29 protein-coding genes are annotated in these 25,327 nt (G+C 77.3%); 10 read left to right on the top strand and 19 right to left on the bottom strand.

Annotated features, from left to right (window positions below):
* Nucleotides 1–200: 200 nt before the first annotated feature.
* Both ACI8AK_RS17280 and ACI8AK_RS17275 read left to right on the top strand, forming a co-directional pair.
* Entirely contained in the window at nt 201–509 is a 309-nt protein-coding gene (locus ACI8AK_RS17280; protein WP_456957235.1) for a hypothetical protein, read from the top strand.
* A 70-nt stretch (nt 510–579) separates the two neighbouring features.
* Complete coding sequence (locus tag ACI8AK_RS17275; protein ID WP_387986958.1) at nt 580–780, top strand: hypothetical protein; 201 nt, start codon at nt 580–582, stop codon at nt 778–780.
* Nucleotides 781–888: 108 nt separating this feature from the next.
* On the opposite strand, the gene ACI8AK_RS17270 is transcribed toward ACI8AK_RS17275, so the two are convergent.
* Entirely contained in the window at nt 889–2,133 is a 1,245-nt protein-coding gene (locus tag ACI8AK_RS17270) for an MFS transporter (protein ID WP_456957233.1), read from the bottom strand.
* A gap of 33 nt (nt 2,134–2,166) precedes the next feature.
* On the opposite strand from ACI8AK_RS17270, the gene ACI8AK_RS17265 reads away from it, so the two are divergent.
* The 3 genes from ACI8AK_RS17265 to ACI8AK_RS17255 all read left to right on the top strand — a co-directional run bounded on the left by ACI8AK_RS17265 (nt 2,167) and on the right by ACI8AK_RS17255 (nt 3,681).
* Nucleotides 2,167–2,580, top strand: coding sequence for a hypothetical protein (locus ACI8AK_RS17265; RefSeq protein WP_387986954.1), 414 nt, complete (start codon nt 2,167–2,169; stop codon nt 2,578–2,580).
* A gap of 62 nt (nt 2,581–2,642) precedes the next feature.
* Entirely contained in the window at nt 2,643–3,452 is an 810-nt protein-coding gene (locus tag ACI8AK_RS17260) for a DUF998 domain-containing protein (RefSeq protein ID WP_456957231.1), read from the top strand.
* A 40-nt stretch (nt 3,453–3,492) separates the two neighbouring features.
* Entirely contained in the window at nt 3,493–3,681 is a 189-nt protein-coding gene (locus tag ACI8AK_RS17255; RefSeq protein ID WP_387986948.1) for a hypothetical protein, read from the top strand.
* Here ACI8AK_RS17255 and ACI8AK_RS17250 read toward each other — a convergent pair.
* Entirely contained in the window at nt 3,672–4,586 is a 915-nt protein-coding gene (locus ACI8AK_RS17250; RefSeq protein WP_456957229.1) for a DMT family transporter, read from the bottom strand. The two genes, ACI8AK_RS17255 and ACI8AK_RS17250, sit on opposite strands and share 10 nt — an antisense overlap.
* Nucleotides 4,587–4,686: 100 nt before the next feature.
* Nucleotides 4,687–5,439 (bottom strand): SDR family oxidoreductase, encoded by a 753-nt coding sequence (locus tag ACI8AK_RS17245; protein ID WP_456957227.1) that lies wholly within the window; start codon nt 5,437–5,439, stop codon nt 4,687–4,689.
* Nucleotides 5,440–5,525: 86 nt separating this feature from the next.
* Between ACI8AK_RS17245 and ACI8AK_RS17240 the strand changes: the two genes are divergently transcribed.
* Nucleotides 5,526–7,112: a helix-turn-helix domain-containing protein gene (locus ACI8AK_RS17240; protein WP_387986943.1), complete on the top strand. Its 1,587-nt coding sequence runs from the start codon at nt 5,526–5,528 to the stop codon at nt 7,110–7,112.
* Between the two features lie 63 nt (nt 7,113–7,175).
* On the opposite strand, the gene ACI8AK_RS17235 is transcribed toward ACI8AK_RS17240, so the two are convergent.
* Entirely contained in the window at nt 7,176–7,934 is a 759-nt protein-coding gene (locus tag ACI8AK_RS17235; protein ID WP_456957225.1) for an SDR family NAD(P)-dependent oxidoreductase, read from the bottom strand.
* Nucleotides 7,935–8,078: 144 nt separating this feature from the next.
* On the opposite strand from ACI8AK_RS17235, the gene ACI8AK_RS17230 reads away from it, so the two are divergent.
* Nucleotides 8,079–8,975 (top strand): polysaccharide deacetylase family protein, encoded by an 897-nt coding sequence (locus tag ACI8AK_RS17230; RefSeq protein WP_387986939.1) that lies wholly within the window; start codon nt 8,079–8,081, stop codon nt 8,973–8,975.
* Nucleotides 8,976–8,981: 6 nt separating this feature from the next.
* Here the strand turns inward: ACI8AK_RS17230 and ACI8AK_RS17225 are convergent, their stop codons facing one another.
* From ACI8AK_RS17225 to ACI8AK_RS17215, 3 genes are read right to left on the bottom strand one after another with little or no spacing between them, the layout of a single operon-like run.
* Entirely contained in the window at nt 8,982–10,013 is a 1,032-nt protein-coding gene (locus ACI8AK_RS17225; RefSeq protein WP_387986938.1) for a heparan-alpha-glucosaminide N-acetyltransferase domain-containing protein, read from the bottom strand.
* A gap of 32 nt (nt 10,014–10,045) precedes the next feature.
* Complete coding sequence (locus ACI8AK_RS17220; protein WP_387986935.1) at nt 10,046–10,789, bottom strand: DUF5995 family protein; 744 nt, start codon at nt 10,787–10,789, stop codon at nt 10,046–10,048.
* 37 nt (nt 10,790–10,826) lie between these two features.
* A complete protein-coding gene (locus ACI8AK_RS17215) occupies nt 10,827–11,402 on the bottom strand; it encodes a TetR/AcrR family transcriptional regulator (protein ID WP_456957224.1) in 576 nt (191 codons plus the stop codon).
* 83 nt (nt 11,403–11,485) lie between these two features.
* Between ACI8AK_RS17215 and ACI8AK_RS17210 the strand changes: the two genes are divergently transcribed.
* A complete protein-coding gene (locus tag ACI8AK_RS17210; RefSeq protein WP_456957222.1) occupies nt 11,486–12,364 on the top strand; it encodes an SDR family NAD(P)-dependent oxidoreductase in 879 nt (292 codons plus the stop codon).
* Here ACI8AK_RS17210 and ACI8AK_RS17205 read toward each other — a convergent pair.
* Nucleotides 12,346–14,292, bottom strand: coding sequence for a PucR family transcriptional regulator (locus ACI8AK_RS17205; protein WP_456957220.1), 1,947 nt, complete (start codon nt 14,290–14,292; stop codon nt 12,346–12,348). The two genes, ACI8AK_RS17210 and ACI8AK_RS17205, sit on opposite strands and share 19 nt — an antisense overlap.
* Nucleotides 14,293–14,551: 259 nt before the next feature.
* Here ACI8AK_RS17205 and ACI8AK_RS17200 point away from each other — a divergent pair, with 259 nt between their 5' ends.
* A complete protein-coding gene (locus tag ACI8AK_RS17200) occupies nt 14,552–15,541 on the top strand; it encodes a DUF2877 domain-containing protein (protein ID WP_387986923.1) in 990 nt (329 codons plus the stop codon).
* A gap of 132 nt (nt 15,542–15,673) precedes the next feature.
* Here the strand turns inward: ACI8AK_RS17200 and hisG are convergent, their stop codons facing one another.
* The 7 genes from hisG to rpe form a co-directional block, all read right to left on the bottom strand.
* Nucleotides 15,674–16,540, bottom strand: a complete 867-nt coding sequence (gene hisG, locus ACI8AK_RS17195; protein WP_387986921.1) for an ATP phosphoribosyltransferase — start codon at nt 16,538–16,540, stop codon at nt 15,674–15,676.
* Nucleotides 16,541–16,571: 31 nt separating this feature from the next.
* Complete coding sequence (locus ACI8AK_RS17190; RefSeq protein ID WP_387986919.1) at nt 16,572–16,835, bottom strand: phosphoribosyl-ATP diphosphatase; 264 nt, start codon at nt 16,833–16,835, stop codon at nt 16,572–16,574.
* The gene (ribH, locus tag ACI8AK_RS17185) at nt 16,832–17,359 is read right to left on the bottom strand and encodes a 6,7-dimethyl-8-ribityllumazine synthase (protein ID WP_456902798.1); all 528 of its coding nucleotides are present in this window, start codon (nt 17,357–17,359) and stop codon (nt 16,832–16,834) included. Before ribH ends, ACI8AK_RS17190 begins: the two co-directional genes overlap by 4 nt.
* 76 nt (nt 17,360–17,435) lie before the next feature.
* Nucleotides 17,436–18,758, bottom strand: a complete 1,323-nt coding sequence (locus ACI8AK_RS17180; RefSeq protein ID WP_387986914.1) for a bifunctional 3,4-dihydroxy-2-butanone-4-phosphate synthase/GTP cyclohydrolase II — start codon at nt 18,756–18,758, stop codon at nt 17,436–17,438.
* The gene (locus ACI8AK_RS17175; protein ID WP_387986910.1) at nt 18,755–19,390 is read right to left on the bottom strand and encodes a riboflavin synthase; all 636 of its coding nucleotides are present in this window, start codon (nt 19,388–19,390) and stop codon (nt 18,755–18,757) included. The genes ACI8AK_RS17180 and ACI8AK_RS17175 overlap by 4 nt, the downstream gene beginning before the upstream one ends.
* 1 nt (nt 19,391) lies before the next feature.
* Complete coding sequence (gene ribD / locus ACI8AK_RS17170; RefSeq protein ID WP_456957218.1) at nt 19,392–20,453, bottom strand: bifunctional diaminohydroxyphosphoribosylaminopyrimidine deaminase/5-amino-6-(5-phosphoribosylamino)uracil reductase RibD; 1,062 nt, start codon at nt 20,451–20,453, stop codon at nt 19,392–19,394.
* Nucleotides 20,450–21,124 (bottom strand): ribulose-phosphate 3-epimerase, encoded by a 675-nt coding sequence (gene rpe / locus ACI8AK_RS17165; RefSeq protein ID WP_387986903.1) that lies wholly within the window; start codon nt 21,122–21,124, stop codon nt 20,450–20,452. Before rpe ends, ribD begins: the two co-directional genes overlap by 4 nt.
* A gap of 67 nt (nt 21,125–21,191) precedes the next feature.
* Here rpe and ACI8AK_RS17160 point away from each other — a divergent pair, with 67 nt between their 5' ends.
* Nucleotides 21,192–21,812, top strand: a complete 621-nt coding sequence (locus ACI8AK_RS17160) for a GPP34 family phosphoprotein (protein WP_456957216.1) — start codon at nt 21,192–21,194, stop codon at nt 21,810–21,812.
* 7 nt (nt 21,813–21,819) lie between these two features.
* Here ACI8AK_RS17160 and ACI8AK_RS17155 read toward each other — a convergent pair whose 3' ends face one another.
* The 4 genes from ACI8AK_RS17155 to def all read right to left on the bottom strand — a co-directional run bounded on the left by ACI8AK_RS17155 (nt 21,820) and on the right by def (nt 25,312).
* A complete protein-coding gene (locus ACI8AK_RS17155; protein WP_387986898.1) occupies nt 21,820–22,326 on the bottom strand; it encodes a hypothetical protein in 507 nt (168 codons plus the stop codon).
* 49 nt (nt 22,327–22,375) lie between these two features.
* Nucleotides 22,376–23,779, bottom strand: coding sequence for an RsmB/NOP family class I SAM-dependent RNA methyltransferase (locus tag ACI8AK_RS17150; protein WP_456957214.1), 1,404 nt, complete (start codon nt 23,777–23,779; stop codon nt 22,376–22,378).
* Between the two features lie 73 nt (nt 23,780–23,852).
* Nucleotides 23,853–24,830 (bottom strand): methionyl-tRNA formyltransferase, encoded by a 978-nt coding sequence (gene fmt, locus ACI8AK_RS17145; protein WP_387986893.1) that lies wholly within the window; start codon nt 24,828–24,830, stop codon nt 23,853–23,855.
* Nucleotides 24,779–25,312: a peptide deformylase gene (gene def, locus ACI8AK_RS17140; RefSeq protein ID WP_387986891.1), complete on the bottom strand. Its 534-nt coding sequence runs from the start codon at nt 25,310–25,312 to the stop codon at nt 24,779–24,781. Before def ends, fmt begins: the two co-directional genes overlap by 52 nt.
* Between the last annotated feature and the right edge of the window lie 15 nt (nt 25,313–25,327).

The raw sequence follows: 25,327 nt of genomic DNA, 5'->3' as shown, positions 1-25,327 counted from the left end.
TGCCAGGACGTGAGCGACGCTAAGCAGTCGCGGTGCACACTCCAACAACGATCAGTGACGAGTTGGTGACTCCCCGCACGGAGTGTGACCGGGATCACCGACGTGTCGGCGTGTCGCCGAGTCGACACGCCGACACGGCGACACGGCGCCCGCAGCCCGCCGTCCGAACACGTGTTCGACCACCGTGTCAGACTGCCCGGGTGGCAGGCGGGATGCAGCGGGGCAGGTCGCGGCCGTCGCTCGGCGAGCGCGCCGCGGACTCCGGCGTCGCGCCGGCCCCGCCCCCGGGGGCACCGCCGCCCCGGCCGCCTGCGAGGGAGCCGGCGGCGGGCCGGCACTGCTGGGTGCTGACCCCGCCCGGTGCGGACGGGACCGTCCCCGGCCTGCTGGTGGAGTGGCGCCAGTCCGCCGGCGGCTGGCAGGGCCGGGTCGCCTACGCCGTCCCCGGGCCGCACGGCCCGGTGCTCGTCGAGGCCTGGTTGCCGGCCGGGTCGCTCGAGCAGCGCTAGGGGTTTCCCGCCCCCTTCGGCGGCTATGGCCTCCGGGACCGATCGACGACGACGCAGCGGAGGCACTGCGATGACCGAACCCGACCGCCCGACCCTCGACGACGTCATGGACACCGAGGAGTCGGCGCCGCGCGACCGTCAGCAGCACGGCAAGACCGACCCGCGGCCCGACGACGACTGGCTGCAGCACCGCACCGAGCAGGAGCGGCAGGCCGTCGGCTCCGACGACGCCGACCCGGCCGGCGCGGAGTTCCACTCCGCCACCGACTGAGGGAGGACCCTCCTGCTCCCGACCCCTCGCTGGGCTCGCGCGGGTCCCTGCAGGAGGGCCGCACAGCCCGTCACCTCCCGGGGGCGGGTGCCGGACGGCACCCGCCCCTCAGCCCCGGCCCGGCGCGCTGCTGCGCCCGAGCAGCAGGGCCAGCACCAGGGCCCCGCCGATGCCGGTGCCCGCGACCACCACCGCGCCCGGCCACCCCGCCGCCGCCCAGGCCCGGCCGGCCAGCGTGCCGCCCACCGACGAGCCGACGTAGTACCAGAACGAGTACAGCGAGGCGGCCTGGCCGACCGGCCGCTCCCCCAGCGCCGCCCGCGCGGCCACCCAGCCGCTGGCCACGCCGTGCGCGGCGAAGAAGCCGACCGTCAGCACCGCCAGGCCCGTGACGAACAGCGCCAGCGGCGCGGCCAGGGTCAGCGCGAGGCCCGCCGCGGTCACCGCCAGCGCCACCGGGACCACCACCCGCCGCCCGGCCCGCTCGGCCAGGCCCCCGGCGACCGGTGAGGCCACCGATCCCAGCAGGTAGGTCAGGAACACCAGCCCGGCCAGCGCGGGCGACAGCCCGTACGGCTCGGCCTCCAGCCGGAACGTGCCCGCGTTGTAGACCGCCACGAACCCGCCCATCAGCAGCGCCGCCAGCCCGTAGAGACCGAGCAGCACCGGGTCGCCGAAGCCGCGCGCGAGCTGGTGCAGCACCGGCGTCTCCCGCGGCACCGCGACGAACCGGCGCGAGTCCGGCAGCAGCACCCAGACGGCGACCGTGCACGCCACCGCGAGCCCGGCGATGCCGCCGACCGCCGCCCGCCAGCCGCCGAGGTCGGCCAGCGCCCCGGCGACCACCCGGCCGCTGAGCCCGCCGATCGCCGTGCCGCCGACGAACAGCCCGATCGCCCGCGAGCTCACCGAGGCGTCCAGCTCCTCGCGGAGGTAGGCGACGCCGACGGCGGGCAGCCCGGCCAGCGCGAACCCCTGCAGGCCGCGCAGGACGAGCAGCGCCTCCCACGCCGGCGCCGCCGCGGTCAGCACCGCTAGCCCGCTCGCCACCGCCAGCGCCGCCCGCAGCACCGGCCGGCGGCCGATCCGGTCCGACAGCGGGCCGAGCACGAGCAGCCCCAGCGCCAGCCCCGCCGTCGCCACCGAGACCGACAGCGTGGCCGCGGCCGGCGACACGGTGAAGGCGCGGGTCAGCTCGGGCAGCAGCGCCTGCGGGGCGTACAGGACGGCGAACACGGCGACGCCGGCGAGGAACACCGCTCCCGACGCGCGGCGCAGGCCCGCGTCGCCGGCCCGGTGCCCCGGCGGCAGCGGCTCCTCCCCGCCCGGCGCGGCGGCGGGCGGGGGCGGCACGCGCCCATCGTGCCCGGCTGCTGGGATGGGCCCGTGCCCCGCCTCCGGCCCGCCGACGTCGCCTGCTGGGTGGTCAAGACGGCCCGGCCGCCCGAGGCGGTCGTCCCCGGCTGGCGCCCCGGGGAGCAGGCGACGTTCTCCCGCTGCCTGCGCCGTTCCTACCGGCTCGGGCTCATGCGCCCCGGCGACCCGTGCCTGCTGTGGCTGAGCGGCCCCGACCGCCCGGGCGTGCACGCGACCGGGGAGCTCGCCGGGGAGGTCGGCGAGGACGCGGGCGGGCCGGTCGTCGTCGTCCGGCTCACCCTGCTCGCGGCCCCGGTGCCGCGCGGCGACCTGCTGGGCGACCCCGTCACCCGCGACGCCGAGGTGCTCCGCATGCCCGCCGGCAGCAACCCCTCCTACCTGACGCCCGCGCAGCACGCCGCCGTCCTCGCCCACCTCGGCTGACCCGCCGCCCGCGCGCGCGGGCGGCAGGGGCGGGCACGGGACCGGCTGGGACCATGGGCCGCATGCCCGGCAAGCGGATCACCTGGGGTGCGGTCGCCTGGCTGCTGACCCTGCAGTTCTTCGTCGTCGAGACGGTCGTGCAGCTGCGGTCGGTGCTGCCGTACTCGCGCTCGGCCGACACCATCAGCGCCCTCGGCGACGCCACCCAGCCGGCGCACGCGCTGATGAACGCCTCGTTCGTGGTGCAGGCCGGGCTGATCGGCGCCGGGGCGGTGGCGCTGCTGCCGGTGCTGCGCGGGCGGGCGGCGCGCCCGGCGGTGGCGCTGCTCGGCGTCGCCGCGCTCGGGGTGCTGCTGGTCGGCGTCTTCCCGCGGCTGACCTCGCCGAGCCTGCACACCGCCGGCACGGTGCTGTACCTGGTCGGCGGCGGCCTCGGGCTCATCGCGCTGGCCTACGCCGTGCGGCCGTGGTCGGAGGCGCTGGGCACCACCGTGGTCCTCCTGGGCCTGTTCGCCACCGCGATGACGGTCTTCTACGGCGCCGGGGTGGTCGAGCTGCTCGGCGAGGGCGGCACCGAGCGCGCCGCGGCGTACGTGCTGCCCGTCGGGCTCGCGCTGGCCGGCGCGGGGCTGTGGTGGCTCAGCCGGACCCGCGCGGAGCCCGACACCGGCCGCCCGACCCGGCGGCAGCTGCGGGCGCAGGAGCGCGAGCGGGAGCGGCTGGAGCGGGCGCGGCGCGCCGCCGAGCGGGACGACGCGCTCGAGGCCGCCGCCCGCCGCGCCGATGCGACCCGGGAGACCCCGGCCGACGCCGACGACGACCTGGACCCCGACGACCCGTGGGCCGGCCCCCGCCGGCGCCGGGAGCGCTGACCCGCTCGCGGGCGTCCGGGGGTGCGGCCACGATGGGCTCGTGACCGCCGAGGAGGTGGGCCCCGAGCACCGCGCCGACCTGGTCGCGCGCACGCGGGCCACGGGCCTCGAGCCGTGGGCGCCCGGCGAGCACGGGCACCGGGTGCGGCTGATCCCCACGGCGGTCACCGGCCGGCGGATCGTGCCCGGGGAGCTGCCGCCCGCGGTGGACCCCCGCGCCTACCTCTGAGCGGCCGCCTCCAGCACCGGCTCCGGCTGCCGCACCGGGCCGCGGCGCCGGGACAGCGCCACTCCCGCCAGGCACACCGCACCCCCGGCGACGGCGAGCGCCGGCGGCACCTCGTCCAGCAGCACCCACCCGAGGACGACGACCAGCGGCGGCACCAGGTACGTCGTGACGCCGAGCCGGCCGGCCTCCGTGCGGGCCAGCGCGTAGGCCCAGGTGCTGAACGCCAGCGCCGTCGGGACGACGCCCAGGTAGACCGTCCCCAGCACCGAGGACGCCGGCGCGGCGGCCAGGTCGGACACCAGCGCCCCGGCCCACGGCAGGCAGCACGCCGCCCCGATCGCGCAGGCGGTCGCGGTCACCTGCAGCGGCGGCAGCCGGCGCAGCACCGGCTTCTGCGCCACCACGCCGACGGCGTAGGTCACCGCCGCGACCAGGCACAGCAGCACCCCGACCAGGTCGCCGCCGCTCCCCCGGCCGACCGCCCCGATGAGCAGCACCCCGGCGAAGGCGACGGCGAGGCCGGCGACCAGCCGGCGCGGGAAGCCCTCGTGCAGCCACACCCCGGCGAGCACCGCGATCAGGATCGGGCCGATGTTGACCAGCATCGCCGTCGTCCCGGCGTCCAGGTGCCGCTCGGCGGCGTTGAGGGCGACGTTGTAGACGGCGAACCAGCCGACCCCGCAGACCGCCAGCAGCCCCCACTCGCGGCGGGTGGGGGCGACCCAGCCGCGGCCGAGCGACAGCAGCGCGAGCACCGCCGTCCCGACCAGCAGCCGCCCCAGCGCCAGCGCGCCAGGGGACAGGTCGGCGCCGACGGCGCGGATGCCGATGAAGGCCGAGGCCCAGGCGAGGACGGTGACGGCGACGGCGGCGAGGACGGGCAGGGACACCGGGCGGGCGGGCACCAGCCGACCGTAGGGGCCGCGCGTGCCCGCACACCGGCGGTTCCCGGACCTCGCCCTCGACCTGGCGCTCCCCTTGCGGAGATCGGCAGGGACGGCGCGCTCAGCTCCGGAGGTGCTCGGCGTAGGTGACCCGCCCGCGCGCCGCATGCGGGCCGGGGAGCACCCCGCCCTCGCGGAAGGCGGCCGACAGCCGGCCCGGCAGCGGGGTGGCCACCACCCGCACCGAGGGCTCGCGGGCCGCCACCCACGCGTGGGCGAGGTCGGCGGCCGAGAGGTCCTCGGGCCCGCCGAACTCGACGACCTCCCCGCCGGACGGGGCCCCGGCGACGACCTCGGTGAGGAACCCGGCCGCCTCCCCGACGTCGACCGGCGCGGCGCTCCAACCCATCGGCACGATCAGCACCGGCCCGCGGCGGGCGGTGCCGAGCATGTCGTCGACGAAGTCGTGCCACTGGGTGATCCGCACGATGGTCACCGGCAGTCCCGAGGCCAGGGCCACCTGCTCGGCGGCGAACTTGGCCCGGTAGTAGTTCCACGGCACCCGGTCCACCCCGACGATCGAGACGTGCACCAGGTGCCGCAGCCGGTCACGGTCCAGCGCCTGCACCAGCCGCCGGGTGCCGGCGACGTCGACCTGCCACGGGTTGCCCCGCGGGTCGGTGGCGGCGTGCACGACCACCTCGGCGCCGCGCACCGCCGTCGCGAGGTCCCGGCCGGTGGCCAGGTCGGCCCGCACCCCTCCCGGGCCGGTCCCCCGCCTCGACACCTGCCGCACCTGGTGCCCCGCCGCCTGCAGCGACGGGACCAGGACCCGGCCCAGCCTCCCCGTACCTCCGGTGACCACGACGTCCATGGGTGCAGTCTGGCCGGACCGGTCCTTCCCGTTCCACCGGCGTGCCGCAGCAGTCGTATCTCACGTGCGAGATACCGTTCCCGACCGTGACGGCGACCGAGCTCCCGGCCGAGACCACGACCACCCCCCTCTCCCCCGCCCCCTCCTCCGCGGCCAGCGCCATGCAGCGCATCGGCCTGCTGGTCCGCGACGCCCGTCGGCACCGCGGGCTGACCCAGCAGCAACTCGCCGAGCGGCTGGGCACCAGCCAGAGCGCGATCGCCCGGATCGAGCAGGGCGGGCAGAACCTCACCCTCGACCTGCTCGGCCGGCTCTCCGAGGCGCTCGAGAGCGAGCTGATCAGCGTCGGCCCGGCCGGCCCCACCCACCTGCGGGTCACCGGCGGCACGCCGCTGCGCGGCAGCGTGACGGTGAAGTCGTCGAAGAACGCCGCCGTCGCGCTGCTGTGCGCCGCCCTGCTCAACCGCGGCCGGACGACGCTGCGCAACGTGGCCCGCATCGTCGAGGTGGACCGGATCCTCGACGTGCTGCGCTCGATCGGCGTGGCGGCCACCTGGGACGGGACCGGCCGCGACCTGACCCTGCAGGTCCCCGACCAGCTCGACCTGGCCGGCATCGACGCCGACGCCGCCCGCCGGACGCGCAGCATCATCATGTTCCTCGGCCCGCTGCTGCACCGGGCCCGCTCGTTCCGGCTGCCCTACGCCGGCGGCTGCGACCTCGGCACCCGCACCGTCGAGCCGCACATGATCGCGCTGCGCCCGTTCGGCCTGGACGTCGAGGCGCACGCCGGTGAGTACCACGCCACCGTCGACCCGCGGGCCACCGCGCGGCGCACCATCGTGCTGACCGAGCGCGGCGACACCGTGACCGAGAACGCGCTGCTGGCCGCCGCCCGCACCGAGGGCACCACGGTCATCCGCAACGCCAGCTCGAACTACATGGTCCAGGACCTGTGCCTGTACCTGCAGCTGCTCGGCGTCGACGTCGAGGGCCTCGGGACGACGACGCTCACCGTGACCGGCCGGGCGGTGCTCGACGCCGACGTCGACTACACGATCAGCGAGGACCCGGTCGAGGCGATGAGCCTGCTGACCGCCGGCATCGTCACCGAGTCCGAGCTGACCGTCCGCCGCGCGCCCATCGAGTTCCTCGAGATCGAGCTGGCGGTGCTGGCCGAGATGGGGCTGCGCTACGAGCTGTCGCCGGAGTACCTGGCCGACAACGGGCACACCCGGCTGGCCGACGTCACCATCCGCCCGTCGCAGCTCAAGGCCCCGATCGACAAGATCCACCCGATGCCGTTCCCGGGCCTGAACATCGACAACCTGCCGTTCTTCGCGGTCATCGCCGCCTCGGCCACCGGCTCGACGCTCATCCACGACTGGGTCTACGACAACCGCGCGATCCACCTGTCGGACCTGACCCGGCTGGGCGCCGACGTCCGGCTCATGGACCCGCACCGGGTGCTCGTCACCGGCCCGACCCGCTGGCGCAGCGCCGAGGTCGTCTGCCCGCCGGCGCTGCGGCCCGCGGTCTGCATCCTGCTGGCGATGCTGGCCGCGCGCGGCACGTCGGTGCTGCGCAACGTCGACATCATCGCCCGCGGCTACGAGCACCTCTACGAGCGCCTGGTCGAGATGGGCGCCTCCATCGAGGTCTTCTCCGACTGAACGCGGCACCGGGAGCCGTCCGCACGTGTCGACGACCGGCACGTGCGGACGGCCTCCCGTGCCTCAGCGCTCCTGGGCGGTGGGGCGGACGAGGACCTCGTTGACCGCCACGTGCGGCGGCTGGCTGACGACGTAGGTGATCGCCCGCGCGACGTCCTCGGCCTGCAGCGGCGTCATCTCGGTGTACATCCGCACCGAGGCGGCCTTGGCGTCGGGCTGCGTGATGTGGTCGGTGAGCTCGGTGGCCACCGCGCCCGGCTCGACGAGGGAGATCCGCACGCCCCGGGTGGTCACCTCCTGGCGCAGCGACTCGCTGAAGGCGTTCACCGCCCACTTGCTGGCGTTGTAGACGCCGGCGCCCTTGCGGGCGGTGCGGCCAGCGACGCTCGAGACGTTCACGACGTCGCCGGAGCCCTGCTCGACCATGCCGTCGATCGCCGCGTGCGTCATGTACATCAGGCCGAGCACGTTGGTGGACAGCATCCGCCGCCAGTCCTCGACGTCGGCGCCGACGATCGTGCCGAGCAGCATCACGCCGGCGTTGTTGACCAGGACGTCGAGCCCGCCGAGCTCCTCCCGGGTCCGGGCGACGGCGGCCCGGCAGGACGCCTCGTCGGTCACGTCCAGGTCGAGCGTCAGCACGCGGGCGCCGTCGTCGCGCAGCTTCCCCGCCAGCGCGTCGAGCCGGTCGGCCCGGCGGGCGCCGATCGCCACGGCGGCGCCGGCCTCCGCGAGCGCGACCGCGGTCGCCTCCCCGATCCCCGACGACGCCCCGGTGACCAGGGCGACCCTCCCGGACAGTGGTCGGCCGGCGTCGGTCATGCGGTCCTCCTCCCGCGCCGCACCGTGCGGCACCCCGGCCAGCCTGCGCCCGCCCGCGCGATCCGGCAGCGCGGACCACAGCGGAACGAGACCGGTCGCTCCCGGTGGTTCCCAGCGCCCCCGCCCCGGGTCTAGGACCTCTCCATGACGACGCGACGCGGGTTCCTCCTGGGCGCCGGAGCGGGCGCGGCCGGACTGGCGGTAGGCGCCACCGGCGGCGTGCTCGTCGCGACCGAGGACGACGAGGTCCGGCGCCGGGCGACGGCGCGCGCCGAGGAGCGCTTCTTCGAGGCCGCCGGCGCGGCGGACGAGGGCGAGGGCGTCGCCCGGCTCGGCACCCGCCGCGTCGTCTGGAACACCACGGTCTCCGAGCCGGTCGCGGCGATCACCTTCGACGACGGGCCGACGCCGGAGTACACCCCGCGGATCCTCGACGCGCTCGACCGGGCCGGCGTCACCGCGACGTTCAACGTCATGGGCTGGAACGGCGTCCACCACCCCGACGTGCTGCGCGACGTCGTCGCCGCCGGGCACGAGATCGGCAACCACACCTGGACGCACCGGGACCTCACCACGCTCACCCAGCAGGAGACCCGGGAGGAGATGGTGCGCTGCAAGGACGAGATCGAGGCCCTCCTCGGACAGCCGTTCACCAGCTTCCGGCCGCCCCGCGGTGAGCTCACCGGCTACGCGCTGCGCATCGCCGCCGAGCTCGGCTACGACACCTTCATCTGGTCGGTCACCCGCGGCCCGGGCGACCGGAAGGAGGTGACCGAGATCGAGGACTACATGGGGCAGACCGTCACCGCCGGGGACGTCCTGGGCCTGCACGACGGCATCGGCCGCGGCACCTTCGACCCGCGGGCCGCCTTCGCCGTCGCGCTGGCCGAGCGGCGCGAGCTGGAGGTGCGGGCGCTGCCGTCCGCGCTGCAGCAGGTCGCCGACCGCGGCATCACCCTGGTCAGCGCCAACCGGCTGCTCGAGCGCAGCGCGGTCGAGCCGGTCGGGGGCAGCCCGCCGCCGGCGCCGGACGGCGACTGAGCGGCCTCAGACCCGCACGACCACCCCGCGGCGCAGCAGCGCAGCGCACAGCGCCCACGTCACCACGATCGAGAGCACCGGGTAGAGCCAGGCGGACACGGCCGCCCCGGCGACCGCGGTGACCCAGCCGTCGACCGCCGGCTGCACCCCGGGCGAGAGGACCGCGCGGAACACGACCTCGGAGAAGACGAACGCGACGATCGCCTCGATCCCCAGCACCTCGAACGGCCGGAACGGGCGCGCCGTCCCGCGCTCGTCGACCAGCCAGTGCAGCAGCGCCAGCGCCAGCAGCGCGATGCCGCCGGTGACCAGCACGAACGACGGCGACCACAGTCGCTTGTTCACCGGCACCAGCGGGCCGAGCGCCGCGCCCGCGGCGACCAGCGCGGCACCGCCCGCCGTCAGCCGGACCAGGGCCGCCCGGCCCGCGCCGGACCGCAGTGCCCGCCCGGCGAGCACGCCGAGGAAGACGGTCACCGCGCCACCCAGGTAGGAGTGCGGCGCCTCGGCGGAGAAGCGCAGGCCGAGGGCGGCGTCCACGGCGTGCCCCCACGACCGGTCGGGGCCGTCGCCCAGGACGACCGTGAGGACGCACAGCCCCGCCAGCACCCCGGCGGCGACGGGCACCTGCGCCGGGCGGGGCAGCCGGAGCAGCGCCCAGCACAGCAGGTAGGCCCCCGCGACGTGGCCGAGGACGCCCAGCCCGGCGGTCGGCGAGCCGTACTTGACCGTGACGACGAGCCAGCCGAGGACGGCGAGCTTGGCCACCCGGGCCAGCGCGGCCCGGGGCCGGGCGGACCGCCGGGAGAACGGCACCGACACGCCCACCACCAGCAGGAAGACCGGGAAGACGACGTCGGCGACGTGCAGCCCGTCCCACGCCACGTGCTCGAGCTGGTCGGGGATCGCGGCGTTGCCGCGGTTGTCGACGAGCAGCATGCCGACGACGGCGAGCCCGCGCAGCACGTCGACCCCGCGCAGCCGGGGTCGCGGGTGTGCGTCGACCTCCTCGCCGGGGACCTCCGGTCGCGCCGCCACGTCCCCACGCTAGGACGGCGCCGCCCCGGCCCTCATCCCTCCGGCAGGACGACGCCGAAGCCGCGCACGGCCAGCCGCAGCAGCACCGGCCCGCCGCGCTGCAGGTCGGTCACCCGCGCGGCCGCCGCGGCCTCGAGCTGGGCCACCCGGCAGGCCAGCGCCTCGGGCCCGTGCAGGCGCGCCCGGTGCAGGACGGTCGTGTTGCCCCACACCCGGCGCCGCGACTCGCGCAGCAGCGCCCGGGCCGCCGTCCGGTTGAGCCCGGCCAACACCCGGTCCACCGGCGTGCGGCGGCTGCCCGCGGCCTGCAGGGCGAGGTCCTCGGCGGCCACCCGGCCGGCCAGCACCTCGTCGATGCGCTCGTGGTCGCGGCGGCGGGAGTCCAGCAGCGGCGGGTCGGCGAAGTCGGCCGGGCCGATCACCCGCACCAGCGACTGCGGCAGGTCGAAGTTGATGTGCGCGTTCATGCCGAGCAGCACGTGCGCCTCCGGCCGGGCGGCCGGGTCGGTGCCGAACGCGGCCCGCCACGGCGCCGGCGGGGTGGCCGGGTCGCGGCGGTGCGCCTCCAGGGCGTCGAGGTACAGCCCGGCGAAGTCGACGTCCCACGCGGTCACCCAGTCCGGGTCCTCGAACCGGCCGGCGTCGATCGCCGCGTTCACCGCCTCGGTGGTGCGCAGGTAGGTGCCGAGGAAGTGGCGGGCCGGGTCGCCGGCGGCGACCAGGTCGTCGAGCAGGTCCTGCATGCGGGCGACGAGCTCGTCCACCGGTGCGGTCACGCCCGCGATCGTCCCCGCGCCGCCCGCCCGGCGCAGGTCAGGCCTCCAGGAGGCCGGGCAGCCGGTCCAGGGCCGCCGTCAGCAGGTCCGGCAGGTCCCCGGCCTCGCCGGCCAGCCAGCCGGCCCGGGCGACCTCGAAGCAGGCGACGACGAGCTTGGCCAGCAGCAGCGCGTCCCCGGCCGGGACGCCGCGGGCGGCCAGCCCGTCGGCGAGCGCGGCCTCCCAGCGGCGCAGCTCGGCCGCCGCCCGCGACCGCAGCGCCGGCACGCCGGCCACCACCCGCTCGCGGGTGAGCAGCAGGTCGCGCAGCGGGGCGACCCGACCGGCGATCGCGACGGCGGCCGTGCGCAGCGCCGCCCACGGGGACAGGTCGGGCGGGGCGTCGGCCACGGCCGTCGCGGCGGCGGCGAGCAGGTCGTCCTCGAGGCCGAAGAGCAGGTCCTCCTTGTCGGCGAACAGCCGGAACAGCGTGCTGCGCGAGACGTCGGCCGCCGCCGCCACCTGCCCGGTGCTCGTGGCGGCGTAGCCCTGCGCGGCGAACAGGGCGACCGCGCGGCGGGTCACCTCGGCACGCAGCCGCCGGCGCCGTCGCTGCGCGGCCGTCTCGGTCACCGCCACCTCCTGTTGACACGGCGTCCCATCCTGGCACAGAGTCCCACATCGGGACGCCGTCCCGCGAGGCCCCGGGAGGCACGATGGGCGCCATCCGCACGGCCCTGGTCACCGGGGCGACGTCGGGGCTCGGGCGGGCCGCCGCCGGACACCTGGCGGCCACCGGGCAGTGGCGGCTGCTGCTCGGCGCCCGCGACGCCGCCCGCGGCGCGGCGGTGGCCGCCGAGCTGGGACCCCTGGCCGAGGTGGTCGACCTGGACCTGGCCTCCCTCGGTGCCGTCCGGGCGGCCGCGGCCCGCGTCGCCGCCGGCGAGCCGCTGGACGCGCTGGTGCTCAACGCCGGCGTCCAGCTGCCGGTCGCCGACGAGGCGAGCGCCGACGGCCACGAGCTGACCTTCGCGGTCAACCACCTCGCGCACTTCCTGCTCACCGTGGAGCTGCTGCCGCACCTGGCGCCGGGCGCGCGGGTGGTCGTGGTCGGCAGCGGCACCCACTGGGGCACCTGGCGGAAGTCCGGGCCGTTCCCCGCGCCGCGCTGGGCCGACCCGCGCGAGCTGGCCCGCCCGCGCCGGGAGTCCGGGCAGCGCGCCTACGCGACGTCCAAGCTCGCCAACGTCCTCTTCGGCGCCGAGCTGGCCCGCCGGCACCCGGAGGTCGACGTCGCCGTCTTCGACCCCGGCCTGGTGCCGGGCACCGGGCTGCACCACCGGTACCCCGCCCCGGCCCGCGCGGTCTACACCGGCCTCGCGCCCCTGCTGGCCCGGCTGCCGTTCGCCTCCGGCGTCGACGAGGCGGCCGCCCGGCTCGCCGCCGCGGTCACCGGCCCGCCGGGCACCAGCGGACGCTACCTCGAGCGCGGCGTCGAGGCGCCGTCGTCGCCGGACAGCCGAGACCCCGGCCGCGCCCGGGAGCTGTGGGAGGCCAGCCTGGAGCTGACCCGGCCTCAGACCAGCGCGTCGTAGCCGTCGTCGGGGGGCAGCAGCCCCGAGTCGACCGGCGGGCGGTGCGGCTGGTCCAGCCCGCGCATGCGCGCGGCGTGCAGCGCCAGCAGCAGGTTCAGCCGCAGCGTGGGATCGGTGGTGAAGGGCCCGAGCAGCCGCTCGAGCTTGCCGATCCGGTAGCGCATCGTGTTGTAGTGGAAGTGCAGCCGACGGGCGGACTCCGCGACGTTGAGGTTGGTCTCCAGCAGCACCCGCAGCGTCTCGCGCAGGTCCGCCGAGTCCGGGTCAGCGGCGTCGGCCAGCGAGCCGAGCACCTCGTCGACGTAGGAGCGCAGCTCCGTGCTGTCCGGGATGAGCGACAGCAACCGGAACACCCCGAGCTGGTCGAAGTGGGTGACCGCGGCCGCGCCGTGGATCTCCTGCCCCACGCCGAGCGCCCGCTGCGCCTGCTGGTGCGCCTCGCCCAGCGCCGAGATCGACTCCGCGGGGCGGCCGATGCCGGTGCCGAGCACCCGGCCGACCCGGCGCACCCGCGCGTTGACCCGCGAGGTCACCGCGGTGACCAGCGAGGTGATCTCCTCCGGCGTCCGGCCGTCCAGCGGCAGCACCGTGACGATCTCGGTGGACAGCCCCGCCACCGCGGCGCCGCTCACCTCGGTCTCCAGCGCCGCCCGCCAGCCGTCGGCCAGCCGGTCCAGGACGTCGAGGGCCCGGGTGGGGTCGGCCGCGGGGTCGGCGGCGGTCTCGGTGGCGGTGACCAGGACGACGACGGGGCCGTCGAGCCGCCAGCCGAAGGAGCGGGTCTGGGCCAGCGCCCGCTCGGTGTGCCGCAGCGAGCCGCCGACCAGCCGGCGGACCAGGTCGCCCTGGAAGCGCAGCTCCACCGAGTGCACCGCCTGCTGGCGGATCACCGACAGCGCCGAGACGACGGCGGCCCGCTCCAGCACGCCGCCGGCGCCGACCACCATCTGGCCGCTGCGGTGCACCGCGACCAGCCAGCCGTGCCGCTGGTCGCCGGCCATGATCGGCGCGACCGCGTACTCCCCCACCCCGCCGGGCAGCTCGTGGTGGCCGGGGACGAGCAGGATGCCGTCGGCCGGGGACAGGTCGGCGTCGGCGAGCACGTCGGCGGGCGTGACGACGGTCTGGTCGGCGCGCACCCCCGACAGCCGGTGGGCCGGCGCCATCATGGCCAGCTCGTCCTCGGCCTCGGCGTCGAGCAGCCACAGCCAGTCGCTGATCTCGGCGACGTCGGCGGGCGGGCCGGCGCTGGTGACGATCTCCCGGTCGGGGCCGAGCCCGAGGACGGCGGCGCCCTCGAGGTAGGTGGCCAGCTGCTCGGTGACCTCGGCCAGGCCGCCGCCGCTCAGCGCGACGTCGATGAACTGGTCGTGCATGCGGGCAGAGACGGCCAGCGCCTCGCCCTGCCGGCGCACGACCGCGCCGAGCACCTCGGAGACGGCCTCGTCCATGCGGACGGTGGCCGGCAGCGCCACCACGGGGAACCCGTGCCGCTCGGCCTCGGTGAGCACCTCGGCCGGCACCGCGGGCGGCCCCTCGGTGCGGCGGAAGGCCAGCGCGGCGGCGCCGACCTGCAGCAGCCGGTCCACCAGGGCGCGGCCGGCGGCGGCGTCGGCCGGGGGCAGCCGGGCGCCGAGGACGACGAGGACGTCGGGACCGGCGGTGGCCAGCGGGGCCGACGGGTCGTCGACGACCATGTGCCGGACGACGCGGCCGGTCCCGGAGCGCCCGGCGACCACCTCGGCGCCCACCAGGCGGGGCAGGCGCAGCGCCTCGTCCAGGCGCAGGCCGACGCGGTCGCGCCACCCGGCGCGCTCGTCGCGGGCAGGCAGGGCGCGGGACGGAGAGGGGTTCTGCCACCCGTGGGGCAGCTGCAGCGGCGCAGTCGGGTACATCGCCGAAGTCATCGGCGTATCACTGTGAGTCACGACTCGCCCTCCTCCTCACCCGTCGTCCTTCTCGAGTTGCGGGAAAATGGCAGGTGTGCCTGGACGGGCACCCCCATTCTTGGCCACATTCGCCATAAGAGGACGTGCGACGCGCCGCATAGCTTCGAGCCAGTCGGACCGTCCGCTGGATGGTAGGCGCTCCCCCCAGGTGGTGCGTCTCACCCTCCGACGGCCGGTCCGAGGGGCGGGAGTCGAGCGGAGGGTCGCTCCCGCTGTCCGACGGGGAAGGGCTGCACACATGCGCACCATCGACCACTCGACCACCGGTTCTCCGACCGCACCGGGGCGCGCCGCCCGTGCCGGCGTCCCGACGATCCCCCTGCCCCGCTCGTCGGCGCAGGAGACGCTGCGGACGGCGTCGCCGGCACGCGCCGCCTCGGCGGTCCCGGCCTCGGCCAGCACCGGCGTGGCCGACCTGCTGCGCGGTCCCGTCCGCCCCGCGCGGGTGCTCATGAGCATGCCCGCCGCGGTGTACCTCCAGGTGCCCACCGAGCGCGGCACCGACGTCGTCGGTGTGCTCACCAGCGACGCCGCCCGCCTGCCCCTGGGCTGCGTCCTCTTCCGGCCCAGCAACGGCCGTCCCCTCGTCGCGCTGCCGAGCGGTGCGCCCGCGGAGGTCGGTGGCGGCCGGATCGTCGTCGGCGACCTGGTCGTGCGCGCCGCGGCGTGGTGGGACCCGCGGCCGCGGCTGCCCAGCCCGCGTCCGGCGCTGCTGCCCGAGGGCGTGCGCCAGCTGCGCACCACCCTCTACGGCGAGGGCGTCCCGCACAGCGCGTTCACGCTGCCCGGCCTGCCCGCCGGCCCCGGCGGCCCGCTGGCCGCACTGCGGGGCGCGGTGCGCCGGGCCGACCTCGACGCCGCGCTGCGCACCGCCGCCCGGCTGATCGGCCTGGGCCCCGGCCTCACCCCGGCCGGCGACGACGTCATGGCCGGCACGATGGCCGGCCTGGTGCTGCTGCGGCACCCGGCCGCCGAGCGGTTCGCCGCCGGCGTCTACTCGCTGGCCGCCGGCCGCACCACCGAGCTGTCCCGGGCGCTGCTGCGGCACGCCGCGGCGGGACGGGTCAGCGGCGAGTACGCCGCGGTGCTGCAGGGCCTGGTCGGCGAGCGCCCGCTCGGCCCGGCCATCGAGGGCCTGCTGGCCACCGGCTCCACCAGCGGCCGCGCCATGGCGCTGGGCCTGTGCACCGCGATCGACCTGGTCGACCGCACCACCCGCGCCCGCTGACCGCACGACGACCCCACGGCGGCCCCCTCCCCACCCGGGGAGGGGGCCGCTGTGGCTTGGTGCGGGAACGGCCACCCTCCAGGGTCCCTCCGCCTGCGCTCGCGCGGCGTGGGCGGAAGGGCGGTCCCCCGTCTAGAGACGGCAGGCGTGGATGCTCGTGACCAGGATGGCGCGGGCGCCGAGCTCCCAGAGCTCGTCCATCACCCGGTTGGTGTCGGACTGGCGCACCATCGCGCGCACCGCCGACCAGCCCTCGGTCTGCAGCGGGCTGACCGTCGGGCCCTCCAGGCCGGGGGTGAGCTCGGTGGCCCGGGCCAGCAGCTCGTTCGGGCAGTCGTAGTCGAGCAGCACGTACTGCCGGGCCACGAGGACCCCGCGCAGCCGCCGCCGCAGCTGGGCGACGGCGGGGATCTCCTCCGAACCCTCCCGGCGCACGAGCACCGCCTCGCTGGTGAGCACCGGCTCGCCGATGATCCGCAGGCCCGCGGCGCGCAGCGTCGTCCCGGTCTCGACGACGTCGCACACCGCGTCGGCCACCCCGAGGCGGCAGGCGGTCTCCACCGCGCCGTCGAGCTTGACCACGCCGGCCTTGATCCCCGACTCGTCGAGGTACCGCTGCAGCAGCACCGGGTAGGCGGTGGCGATCCGCCGTCCGGCCAGCTTCTCGACCGAGTCGATGCCCGACTCGACGGGGCTGGCGAACCGGAACGACGAGCGGCCGAAGCCCAGCGGCATGACCTCGACGGCGGTCGGGCCCTCGCCGTCGGCCGGCGCGGTCTCCAGCAGCATGTCGCGGCCGGTGATGCCGACGTCGAGGGTGCCGGCGGCCACGTAGACGGCGATGTCGCGCGGGCGCAGGTAGAAGAACTCGGTGTCGCTCTCGGGGTCGTAGACCGCGAGGTCCTTGGTGCTGCGCCGCTGGCGGTAGCCGCTCTCGGCGAGCATCGCGGCCGCGGGCTCGCTCAGGACGCCCTTGTTGGGCACGGCGATGCGCAGCACTGTGTGTCTCCTGTGGGTCGACGGCGGTGGTTCAGAGGTGGGTGTAGACGTCGTCGAGGGTCAGCCCGCGGGCGAGCATGAGGACCTGCACGCGGTAGAGGAGCTGGCTGATCTCCTCCGCCGTCCGCTCGGGCCCCTCGTGCTCGGCGGCCATCCAGGACTCCGCCGCCTCCTCGACCACCTTCTTGCCGGCGGCGTGCACGCCGTCGCGGACGGCGGTCACCGTGCCCGAGGCGGGGTCGCCCGCGGCGACCTTGGCCGACAGCTCGGCGAACAGCTCGTCGAAGCGCTTCACGCCAGCCCCTGCCCGACGGCCGGGGTGGCCTGGAAGCCGGTGGAGTGCCGCGGCCCGCGCAGGTCGCGGAGGGTGAGCGCGGTGGCCAGCGCGGCGACGGCGGCCTCCCAGCCCTTGTCCTCGGCGGAGCCGGGCAGGCCGGCGCGGTCGCGGGCCTGCTCCTCGGTGTCGCAGGTGAGCACGCCGTTGCCGACGGGCCTGCCGGCGTCCAGCGCCACCCGGGTGAGGCCCGCGGTGACCGCGTCGCAGACGTACTCGAAGTGCGGGGTGCCGCCGCGGATGACCACGCCGAGCGCGACGACGGCGTCGTGCCGCTCGGCCAGCGCCTGGGCGACCACCGGCAGCTCCACCGCGCCCGGCGCCCGGACGACGGTCGGCCGGTCGATGCCGCTGGCGCGGGCGGCCTCGACGGCGCGGGCGAGCAGCGCGTCGGTGATCTCGGCGTGCCAGGTGGTCGCGACGATGCCCAGCGTCAGCCCGGCGGCGTCGACCGCGCCGGCCTCGGGGCGTCCCTGCCCGCTCACGCCGCCTCCTCGCCGACGGTCGCCGGCCGCGTGCGCGGACCCGCTGCTGTGCCCCTCGGTGGACTCGCCGGCTCGTTCACAGCCGCTGCTCCCTCTGGCCCAGGGGGACGTCGGTGCCCGGGACGGTGGCGTGCTCACCGGTGGGGACGTCGGCGGGGCCGGACTCGGTCTCGGGCTCGATGATGTCGAGCAGGTGGCCCATCCGGTCGCGCTTGGTGCGCAGGTAGGACAGGTTCTCGGCGGTGACGTGGCTGGGCAGCGGCACCCGGCCGGTGACCTTGAGGCCGTAGCCCTCCAGGCCCGCGCGCTTGGCCGGGTTGTTGGTCAGCAGCCGCATGGTGTGCACGCCGAGGTCGACGAGGATCTGCGCGCCGGTGCCGTAGTCGCGGGCGTCGGCGGGCAGGCCCAGGTCGAGGTTGGCGTCGACGGTGTCCACGCCGGCGTCCTGCAGCTGGTAGGCCTGCAGCTTGTGCAGCAGGCCGATCCCCCGGCCCTCGTGCCCGCGGATGTAGAGCACGATCCCGCGGCCCTCGTGCGCGACGGCGGCCAGCGCGGCCTGCAGCTGGGGGCCGCAGTCGCAGCGCAGCGAGCCGAAGACGTCGCCGGTGAGGCACTCGGAGTGCACGCGCACCAGCACGTCCTCGCCGTCGCCGATGTCGCCGTAGACGAAGGCGACGTGCTCGCGCTCGTCGTAGGAGCTGCGGTAGCCCACCGCGGTGAAGGTGCCCGGCGCCAGCGGCACGGTGGCCTCGGCGACCCGCTCGACCAGTTTGTCGAACCGCTTGCGGTAGGCGATGAGGTCGGCGATGGAGATCAGGCACAGGTCGTGCTCGTCGGCGAAGACCCGCAGCTCCTCGGCGCGGGCCATGCCGGTCGGGTCCTTCTCGCTGACCAGCTCGCACAGCGTGCCCGAGGGGCGCAGGCCGGCGAGGACGGCGAGGTCGACGGCGGCCTCGGTGTGCCCGGGTCGGCGCAGCACGCCGCCGTCCTTGGCGCGCAGCGGCACGATGTGGCCGGGGCGGGCGAGGTCGGCCGAGGAGGTGTCCGCGGCGGCGAGCAGCCGGATGGTGTGCGCGCGGTCGGCGGCGGAGATGCCGGTGGTCACGCCCTCCCGGGCGTCGACGGTCACGGTGTAGGCGGTGCCGCGGCGGTCCTGGTTGACCCGGAACATCGGCGGCAGGTCCAGCCGGTCGGCGTCGGCCTCGGTGACCGACACGCAGATGTAGCCCGAGGTGTACCGGACCATGAAGGCCACCAGCTCGGGCGTGGCGAGCTCGGAGGCGAAGATCAGGTCGCCCTCGTTCTCGCGGTCCTCGTCGTCGATGACGACGACGGGGCGGCCGTCCTTGATCGCCGCGATGGCGCTCTCGACGGTGTCCAGGCGGACGGTGCCGCTCATCGGCGCGCTCCCAGCAGGCGTTCCACGTACTTGGCGATCACGTCGACCTCCAGGTTGACCGGGTCCCCGGGGGCGCGTCCGCCCAGCGTGGTCTCCCGGAGGGTGGCGGGGATGAGGCTCACCTCGAACCAGGGCCCGGGGTCGTCGGCGGCGCTCAGCGCGCTGACCGTGAGCGAGACGCCGTCCACGGTGATCGAGCCCTTCTCGACGACGTAGCGCGCCAGCTGCGGCGGCAGCGCGACGCGGACGACGTCCCAGCGCTCGCCCGGCGTGCGGGACACGACGGTGCCGACGCCGTCGACGTGGCCCTGCACGACGTGCCCGCCCAGGCGGCCCCCGGCGGCGACGGCGCGCTCGAGGTTGACCGGGTCGCCGTCGCCGAGGGTGCCGAGGCTGCTGCGGCGCAGCGTCTCGGCCATGACGTCGGTGGACCACACCTGGTCGCCGTCCGGGCCGGGCTCGACGCCGGTGACGGTGAGGCAGACGCCGTTGACCGCGATCGAGTCGCCGAGGCGCACGTCCTCGAGCACGCGGCGCGCGCGGATGCGCAGCACCGCGGCGTCGCCCGTCGGGCCTCCCAGGTCCTCGCGTGCGGCGAGGGAGCCGACCTCCTCGACGATGCCCGTGAACACGTCAGCCCCTTCCGTCCGCGTCCGGTCGCTCTCCAGTGTGCCGGGTCGGCCGCAGGCGGATCTGCACGTCCCCGCCCAGCAGGGTGACGTCCCGGACCTCGAGGGACAGCGCCGCGCCGATCGTGCTGATTCCCAGGTCCCCCACCAGCGGGGGACCGGCGCCGAGCAGCTTCGGGGCGAGGTGGACGACGGCCTCGTCGACCAGCCCGGCGCGGAGGAAGGCCGCGGCCAGGGTCGGGCCGCCCTCGAGCAGCACCCGGCGGACGTCGCGGTCGAACAGCTCCGCGAGCAGCTCCGCCGGGCCGGCCGCGCGGCTGACGTGGGTGGGCGCGGCGCCGTCGAGCACCCGCGCGGTGGCCGGCAGCCGCCCGCGGCGGTCGTGCACGACGCGCAGCGGCTGGCGGGCGGCGTCCCGGCCGTCGGCGTCGCGGACGGTGAGCTGCGGGTCGTCGGCCAGGGCGGTGCCCGACCCGACGACGACGGCGTCGCAGGTGGCGCGCAGCGCGTGCACGGCGGCGCGGGCCGTGGGCCCGGTGATCCAGCGGCTGGTGCCGTCGGCGGCGGCGACGCGCCCGTCCAGGGTGGCGCCCACCTTCCAGACGACGAACGGCCGGCCCGCGCGGACGCCGGTGAGCCACGCGGCCAGCGCGCCCTCCTCGGCGGCCTGCCGCTCGACGCCCACCTCGACGTCGACGCCGGCCGCGCGCAGCCGCCCGGCGCCGCCGCCGGCCAGGCCGGTGGGCTCGGGCACGGCGACGACGACCCGCGCGATGCCGGCGGCGAGCAGCGCGTCGGCGCAGGGGCCGGTGCGGCCGGTGTGCGCGCACGGCTCGAGGGTGACGACGGCGGTGCCGCCGCGGGCGCGCTCGCCGGCCCCGCGCAGCGCGTGCACCTCGGCGTGCGGCCCGCCGGGCGGGGAGGTGGCGCCCTCCCCCACGACCGCGCCGCCGGCGTCGAGGACGACCGCGCCGACCGGCGGGTTGGGGCTGGTGGTCCCGAGGACGCTCTCGCCGAGCGCCCGTGCCCTCGCCATGGCGGCCTGCTCGGCCGGGGTGACCGTCACCCGGCGGTCGCCGCCGTGGCCCGGGCGCGCAGGGCGGCGATGGCGCGGGCCGGGTCGTCAGCGCCGTAGACGGCCGAGCCCGCGACGAAGACGTCGGCGCCGGCCTCGGCGGCCCGCTCGATGGTGTCGGCGTTGATGCCGCCGTCGACCTCCACCAGGACCTGCAGGTGGCCGGTGTCGACCAGCTCGCGGGCGCGGCGGACCTTGGGCAGCACCTCGGCCATGAACGCCTGGCCGCCGAAGCCGGGCTCGACGGTCATGACCAGCAGGGTGTCGAAGTCGCGCAGGACGTCCTCGTAGTCCTCCAGCGGCGTGCCGGGCTTGATCGCCAGGCCGGCCAGGGCGCCGGCGGCGCGGACGTCGCGCGCGACGCCGCGGGGGTCGCCGGTGCAGGCCTCGGCGTGCACGGTGACGTTGCGGGCGCCGAGCTCGGCGTACCCGGGCGCCCACCGCTCGGGCGCCTCGATCATCAGGTGGCAGTCGAGCGGGATCGGGCTCACCGCCTGGATCGCCTCGACCACCGGCCGCCCCAGGGTGAGGTTGGGGACGAAGTGGGCGTCCATGACGTCGACGTGCAGCCAGTCGGCGTCGGCGACGCGGGCCACCTCCTCGGCCAGCCGCGCGAAGTCCGCCGAGAGCAGGCTGGGGGCGATCATCGGGGTCCGGGCCACGTCGTCCGAGTCTAGGCAGCCGGTGATCACCCCCTCGCGGCGCCGCCGTCCCACTACCGTGCCGCCCGTGTCCGGGACCGGGGTGGCCGCGCGGGTCGCCGCGCTGTGCCTGGACCCGCGCGGGCGCCCGGGTGACTGGTCGGTCTGCGGTCCGGCCGTCCGCGCGGGCCTGCTGCTCGACCTCGGGCTGGACGGCCGGGTGACCCAGACGGCCGACAGCGTCGTCGTGGACCGGTCGCCGACCGGGTCCGCCGCCGCCGACCGGCTGCTCGCCGCGATCGCCACCGGGCCGGAGCGGTCCCTCGACAGCTGGGTCGAGGACGGACCGGTCGGCCTGCGCGACGTCGCCGACGCGGAGGTCGCCGCCGGCCGCTGGCACCGGCGGCGGCTGCGGTGGCGCCGGGACCGGTTCGTGCCCGACCGCGAGCGGCTCGACGTCGACCGCACCCGGGACCCCGGCCTGCTCGACGACGGGTGGAGCGCAGGGGACGCCGCCGTCGTCGCCGTCGCCCTGGCCGCCGGGCTCCGCGGCGGGGGCCCGGTGCCGCCCGCGCCGGAGCTGGTCGCCGCCACCGGTGCCGCCGCGTGGCTGTGCGGGGCGGTCACCGAACACCTGCACGCCACCGCCCGCCGCTACCGCGCGCAGGCCACGGCGCTGCGCGCGGGCGACGCGCCCGGCCCGGCCTGACCGGCGCTCAGTCCCGGTCGGGCAGCGCGGTCCAGTCGGCCCAGGACAGGTCGCGGCCGACGTGGCGCGGCGCCCGCAGCGGCCACTCCGCGGCCAGCCAGCGCGGGACGAAGGCGTCCAGCGCCGCCTCGACCTCGGTGCCGGCCAGGCGGTCGACCACCCACCAGGACACCTCGGCGTCGGCGTCACCGGCCTTCTCCGGCGGGTCGACGTAGACGCAGCCGAGCAGCTCGGTCTCGTCCTCGTCGAGCAGCGCGTAGTTGAAGCTCTCGTGCGCCTCGATCTCCCGCTCGTGGCGGGCGAGGTCCTCCCGGTCCTGCTCCTCGGTCATCGTCGCGGGCGGCCAGCCCCATGCGTCGCCGTAGATGCCCCACAGCCGCTCGCGGGAGCCCATGACGGCGGGGAAGTCGATGGCGGTGTCGGCCGCGCGGATCGGGCGCAGGTGGTGGCCGGTGGGCAGGTCGGCACGGAGGGGGTGGACGAAGTCGTCGGGGAGCCAGGAGTCCGAGGGCACGGCGGGGCAGGCTAGGCGACGGACGTCGGTCGTGGGGCCCCGCCGCGCCTCAGCCGGCGCGGCGCAGCAGGGCCAGGAACATGGCGTCGGTGCCGTGCCGGTGCGGCCACAGCTGCCCGTACGCGCCGCGCTCGATCCCGGGGACCTCGGGGAACAGCGGCGCCACCGGCAGCACCTCGACGTCGTCCCGCGCGGCCGCGGCGTCCGCCACCGCGACGGTCTCCGCCGCGTGCGGCGAGCAGGTCACGTAGGCGACGACGCCGCCGGGGCGCACCGAGGCCAGCGCGCGGTCCAGGAGCGCCGTCTGCAGGTCCACCAGCGGGCCGACGTCGTCCGGCGTCCGCCGCCAGCGCACCTCCGGCCGCCGGCGCAGCGCGCCCAGCCCGGTGCACGGCGCGTCGAGCAGCACCCGGTCGAACGAGCCCGGCGCCCACGGCGGCTCGCGGCCGTCGGCGACGAGCACCTCCACGTCGTCCTCCCCCGCCAGCGCCCCGCGCACCAGCTCGGCGCGGTGCGGCGCGCGGTCGGCGGCGGTCAGGTGCACCCCCGCCGGGCGGACGGCGGCCAGCAGCCCCGCCTTGCCGCCGGGCCCCGCGCAGACGTCCAGCCAGCGCCCGTCCGGGCCCTCCAACGGCGCGCGGGCGAGCAGCAGCGCGGCGAGCTGGCTGCCCTCGTCCTGCACCGCGGCCCGGCCCGCCCGCACCGAGGGCAGCCGGCCCGGGTCTCCCCCGCCCATCCGCACCGCGTACGGCGACCACGGCCCCGGCGTCCCGCCGGACTCCTCGGCCAGTTCGTCGCGGGGCACGTGCCGGGCGACCAGGTGCACCTCGGGCGCGGCGTCGTCGGCGAGCAGCGCGTCCTCGAGCTCGGCGTCCCCGGCCGCACCGCCGCCCAGCGCCTCGCGCCAGGCCGACACGATCCACCCGGGGTGGTCGGTGGCCAGCGCCAGCCGCCGGTCGCCGTCGGCGCCGAGCCGCTCGAGCCAGGCGGCGCGGTCACCGCCGGCGGCCACCTTCCGCAGCACGGCGTTGACCAGCCCGGAGGCCCCGGCGCCGACGATCGCGCGGGTGAGGTCGACGGTGGTCGCGACGGCGGCGTGCGCCGGCACCCGCAGGTCGAGCAGCTGGTAGGCGCCCAGGCGGAGCAGGTCCAGGACGCGCCGGTCGAGGTCGGCCAGCGGGCGGTCGACCAGCCGGGCGAGCACCGCGTCGAGCGTGCCCTGCGCGCGCAGCGCCCCGTAGGCCAGCTGGGTGGCGAAGGCGGCGTCGCGCGGCTCGAGGGAGCGCTCGCGGAGCAGCTGCGGCAGCAGCAGGTTGGCGTAGGCCTCCCGCGCCGAGACGCCGTCGAGGACGTCGTAGGCGGTCAGCCGGGCACCGTCGAGCGCCGGACGGCGCGGCGGGCGGTCGCGGCGCCCACCGCGCGGGCCGGCCGGGCGCCGGGGCGGGCGGCTCACGACTCCTCCTCGCCGGCGCTCGTCGTCGCCACGGGCCGGGCTGCTCCGCCCCTGCGTGACCTCGCGAGCCCGGTCACGAGCCCAGCCGCTCGCCGGGTGCCGGACGGGCGCCGCGGGCCCAGTCGGCCGCGGGCAGCACCCGCTTGCCCGCCGGCTGCACCTCGCCCAGCCGCACCGAGCCGCGGCCGGTGCCGACGACGACGCCGCCCGGCCCGGCCGACACCTCCCCGGGCGCCAGCGCCGGGGCGCTCGGCAGCGGCTCGACCGGGCCCAGGCGCAGCCGGTCGCCGCGCCAGGTGGTCCACGCGCCCGGCACCGGGGTCACCCCGCGCACCCGCCGGTCGACGACGTGCGCGGGCAGCTCCCAGTCGACCCGGGCGTCGGCGGTCTCGATCCGCGGCGCGAGGCTGACCCCCTCGGCCGGCTGGGGCCGCGGGACCAGCGTGCCGGCGGCGATGCCGTCGAGGGTGGCGACCAGCAGCCGGGCGCCGCTGACCGCCAGCCGGCCGAGCAGGTCGCCGGCGGTGTCGCGCGGGCCGATCGGCTCGGTGACCACGCCGAAGACCGGGCCGGTGTCCAGGCCCTGCTCGAGCCGGAAGGTGCAGGCGCCGGTGACCTCGTCGCCGGCCATGACCGCGTGCTGCACGGGCGCGGCGCCGCGCCAGGCCGGCAGCAGCGAGAAGTGCAGGTTCACCCAGCCGTGCGCGGGCAGCTCCAGCGCCGCGGGCGGGACCAGCGCGCCGTAGGCGACCACCGGCGCGCAGTCGACGGCGAGGTCCGCGAGCTGCCCGAGGAACTCCGGCTCGCGCGGCGAGCGCGGCTGCAGCACCGGCAGCCCGGCGGCGTCGGCGCGCTCGGCCACCGGGGAGCGGCTGACCTTCCGGCCGCGGCCGGAGCGGGCGTCGGGCCGGGTGAGCACGGCGACCACCTCGTGGTCGGAGGCCAGCAGCGCGTCCAGCGAGGGGACGGCGGCCTCGGGCGTCCCGGCGAACAGGAGCCTCAGTGGGGGCTCACCTCCACGCGCGGCACCCAGGCGCCCATGCCGGCCCACTCGGCCTCGGCCAGCGCGGCCCGTGCCGCGGCGGCGGCCTCGGGGTCGAGCCGGTCGACGAACACGACGCCGTCGAGGTGGTCGACCTCGTGCTGCACCGCGCGGGCCAGCAGGTCCGAGCCCTCCACCCGCACCGGGTCGCCGTGCTGGTTCCAGCCGGTGGCGACGACGTGCAGGTGGCGGCGGCAGTCGAAGCGGAAGCCCGGGATGGACAGGCAGCCCTCGGGCGCCTCCTCGGTCTCGTCGCCGACGAGGTCGACCGAGGGGTTGACCAGGTGACCCACCTCGCCGTCGACGTACCAGGTGAAGACGCGCAGTCCGACGCCGATCTGCGGCGCGGCGAGCCCGGCGCCGCCGGCGGCGTGCATGGTGTCGGTCAGGTCCGCGACGAGCCGGCGCAGCTCCGCGTCGAAGTCGACGACGGGCGCCGCGGGCCGGTGCAGGACCGGGTCGCCCAGCAGCCGGATGGGGGTGACGCTCACCCGCCCAGCGTAGGT

This window comes from Geodermatophilus sp. SYSU D00867 (genome assembly GCF_054050315.1).
The sequence above is the reverse complement of the archived record's forward strand: the minus strand, read 5'-3'. Positions and strand labels throughout refer to the sequence as shown.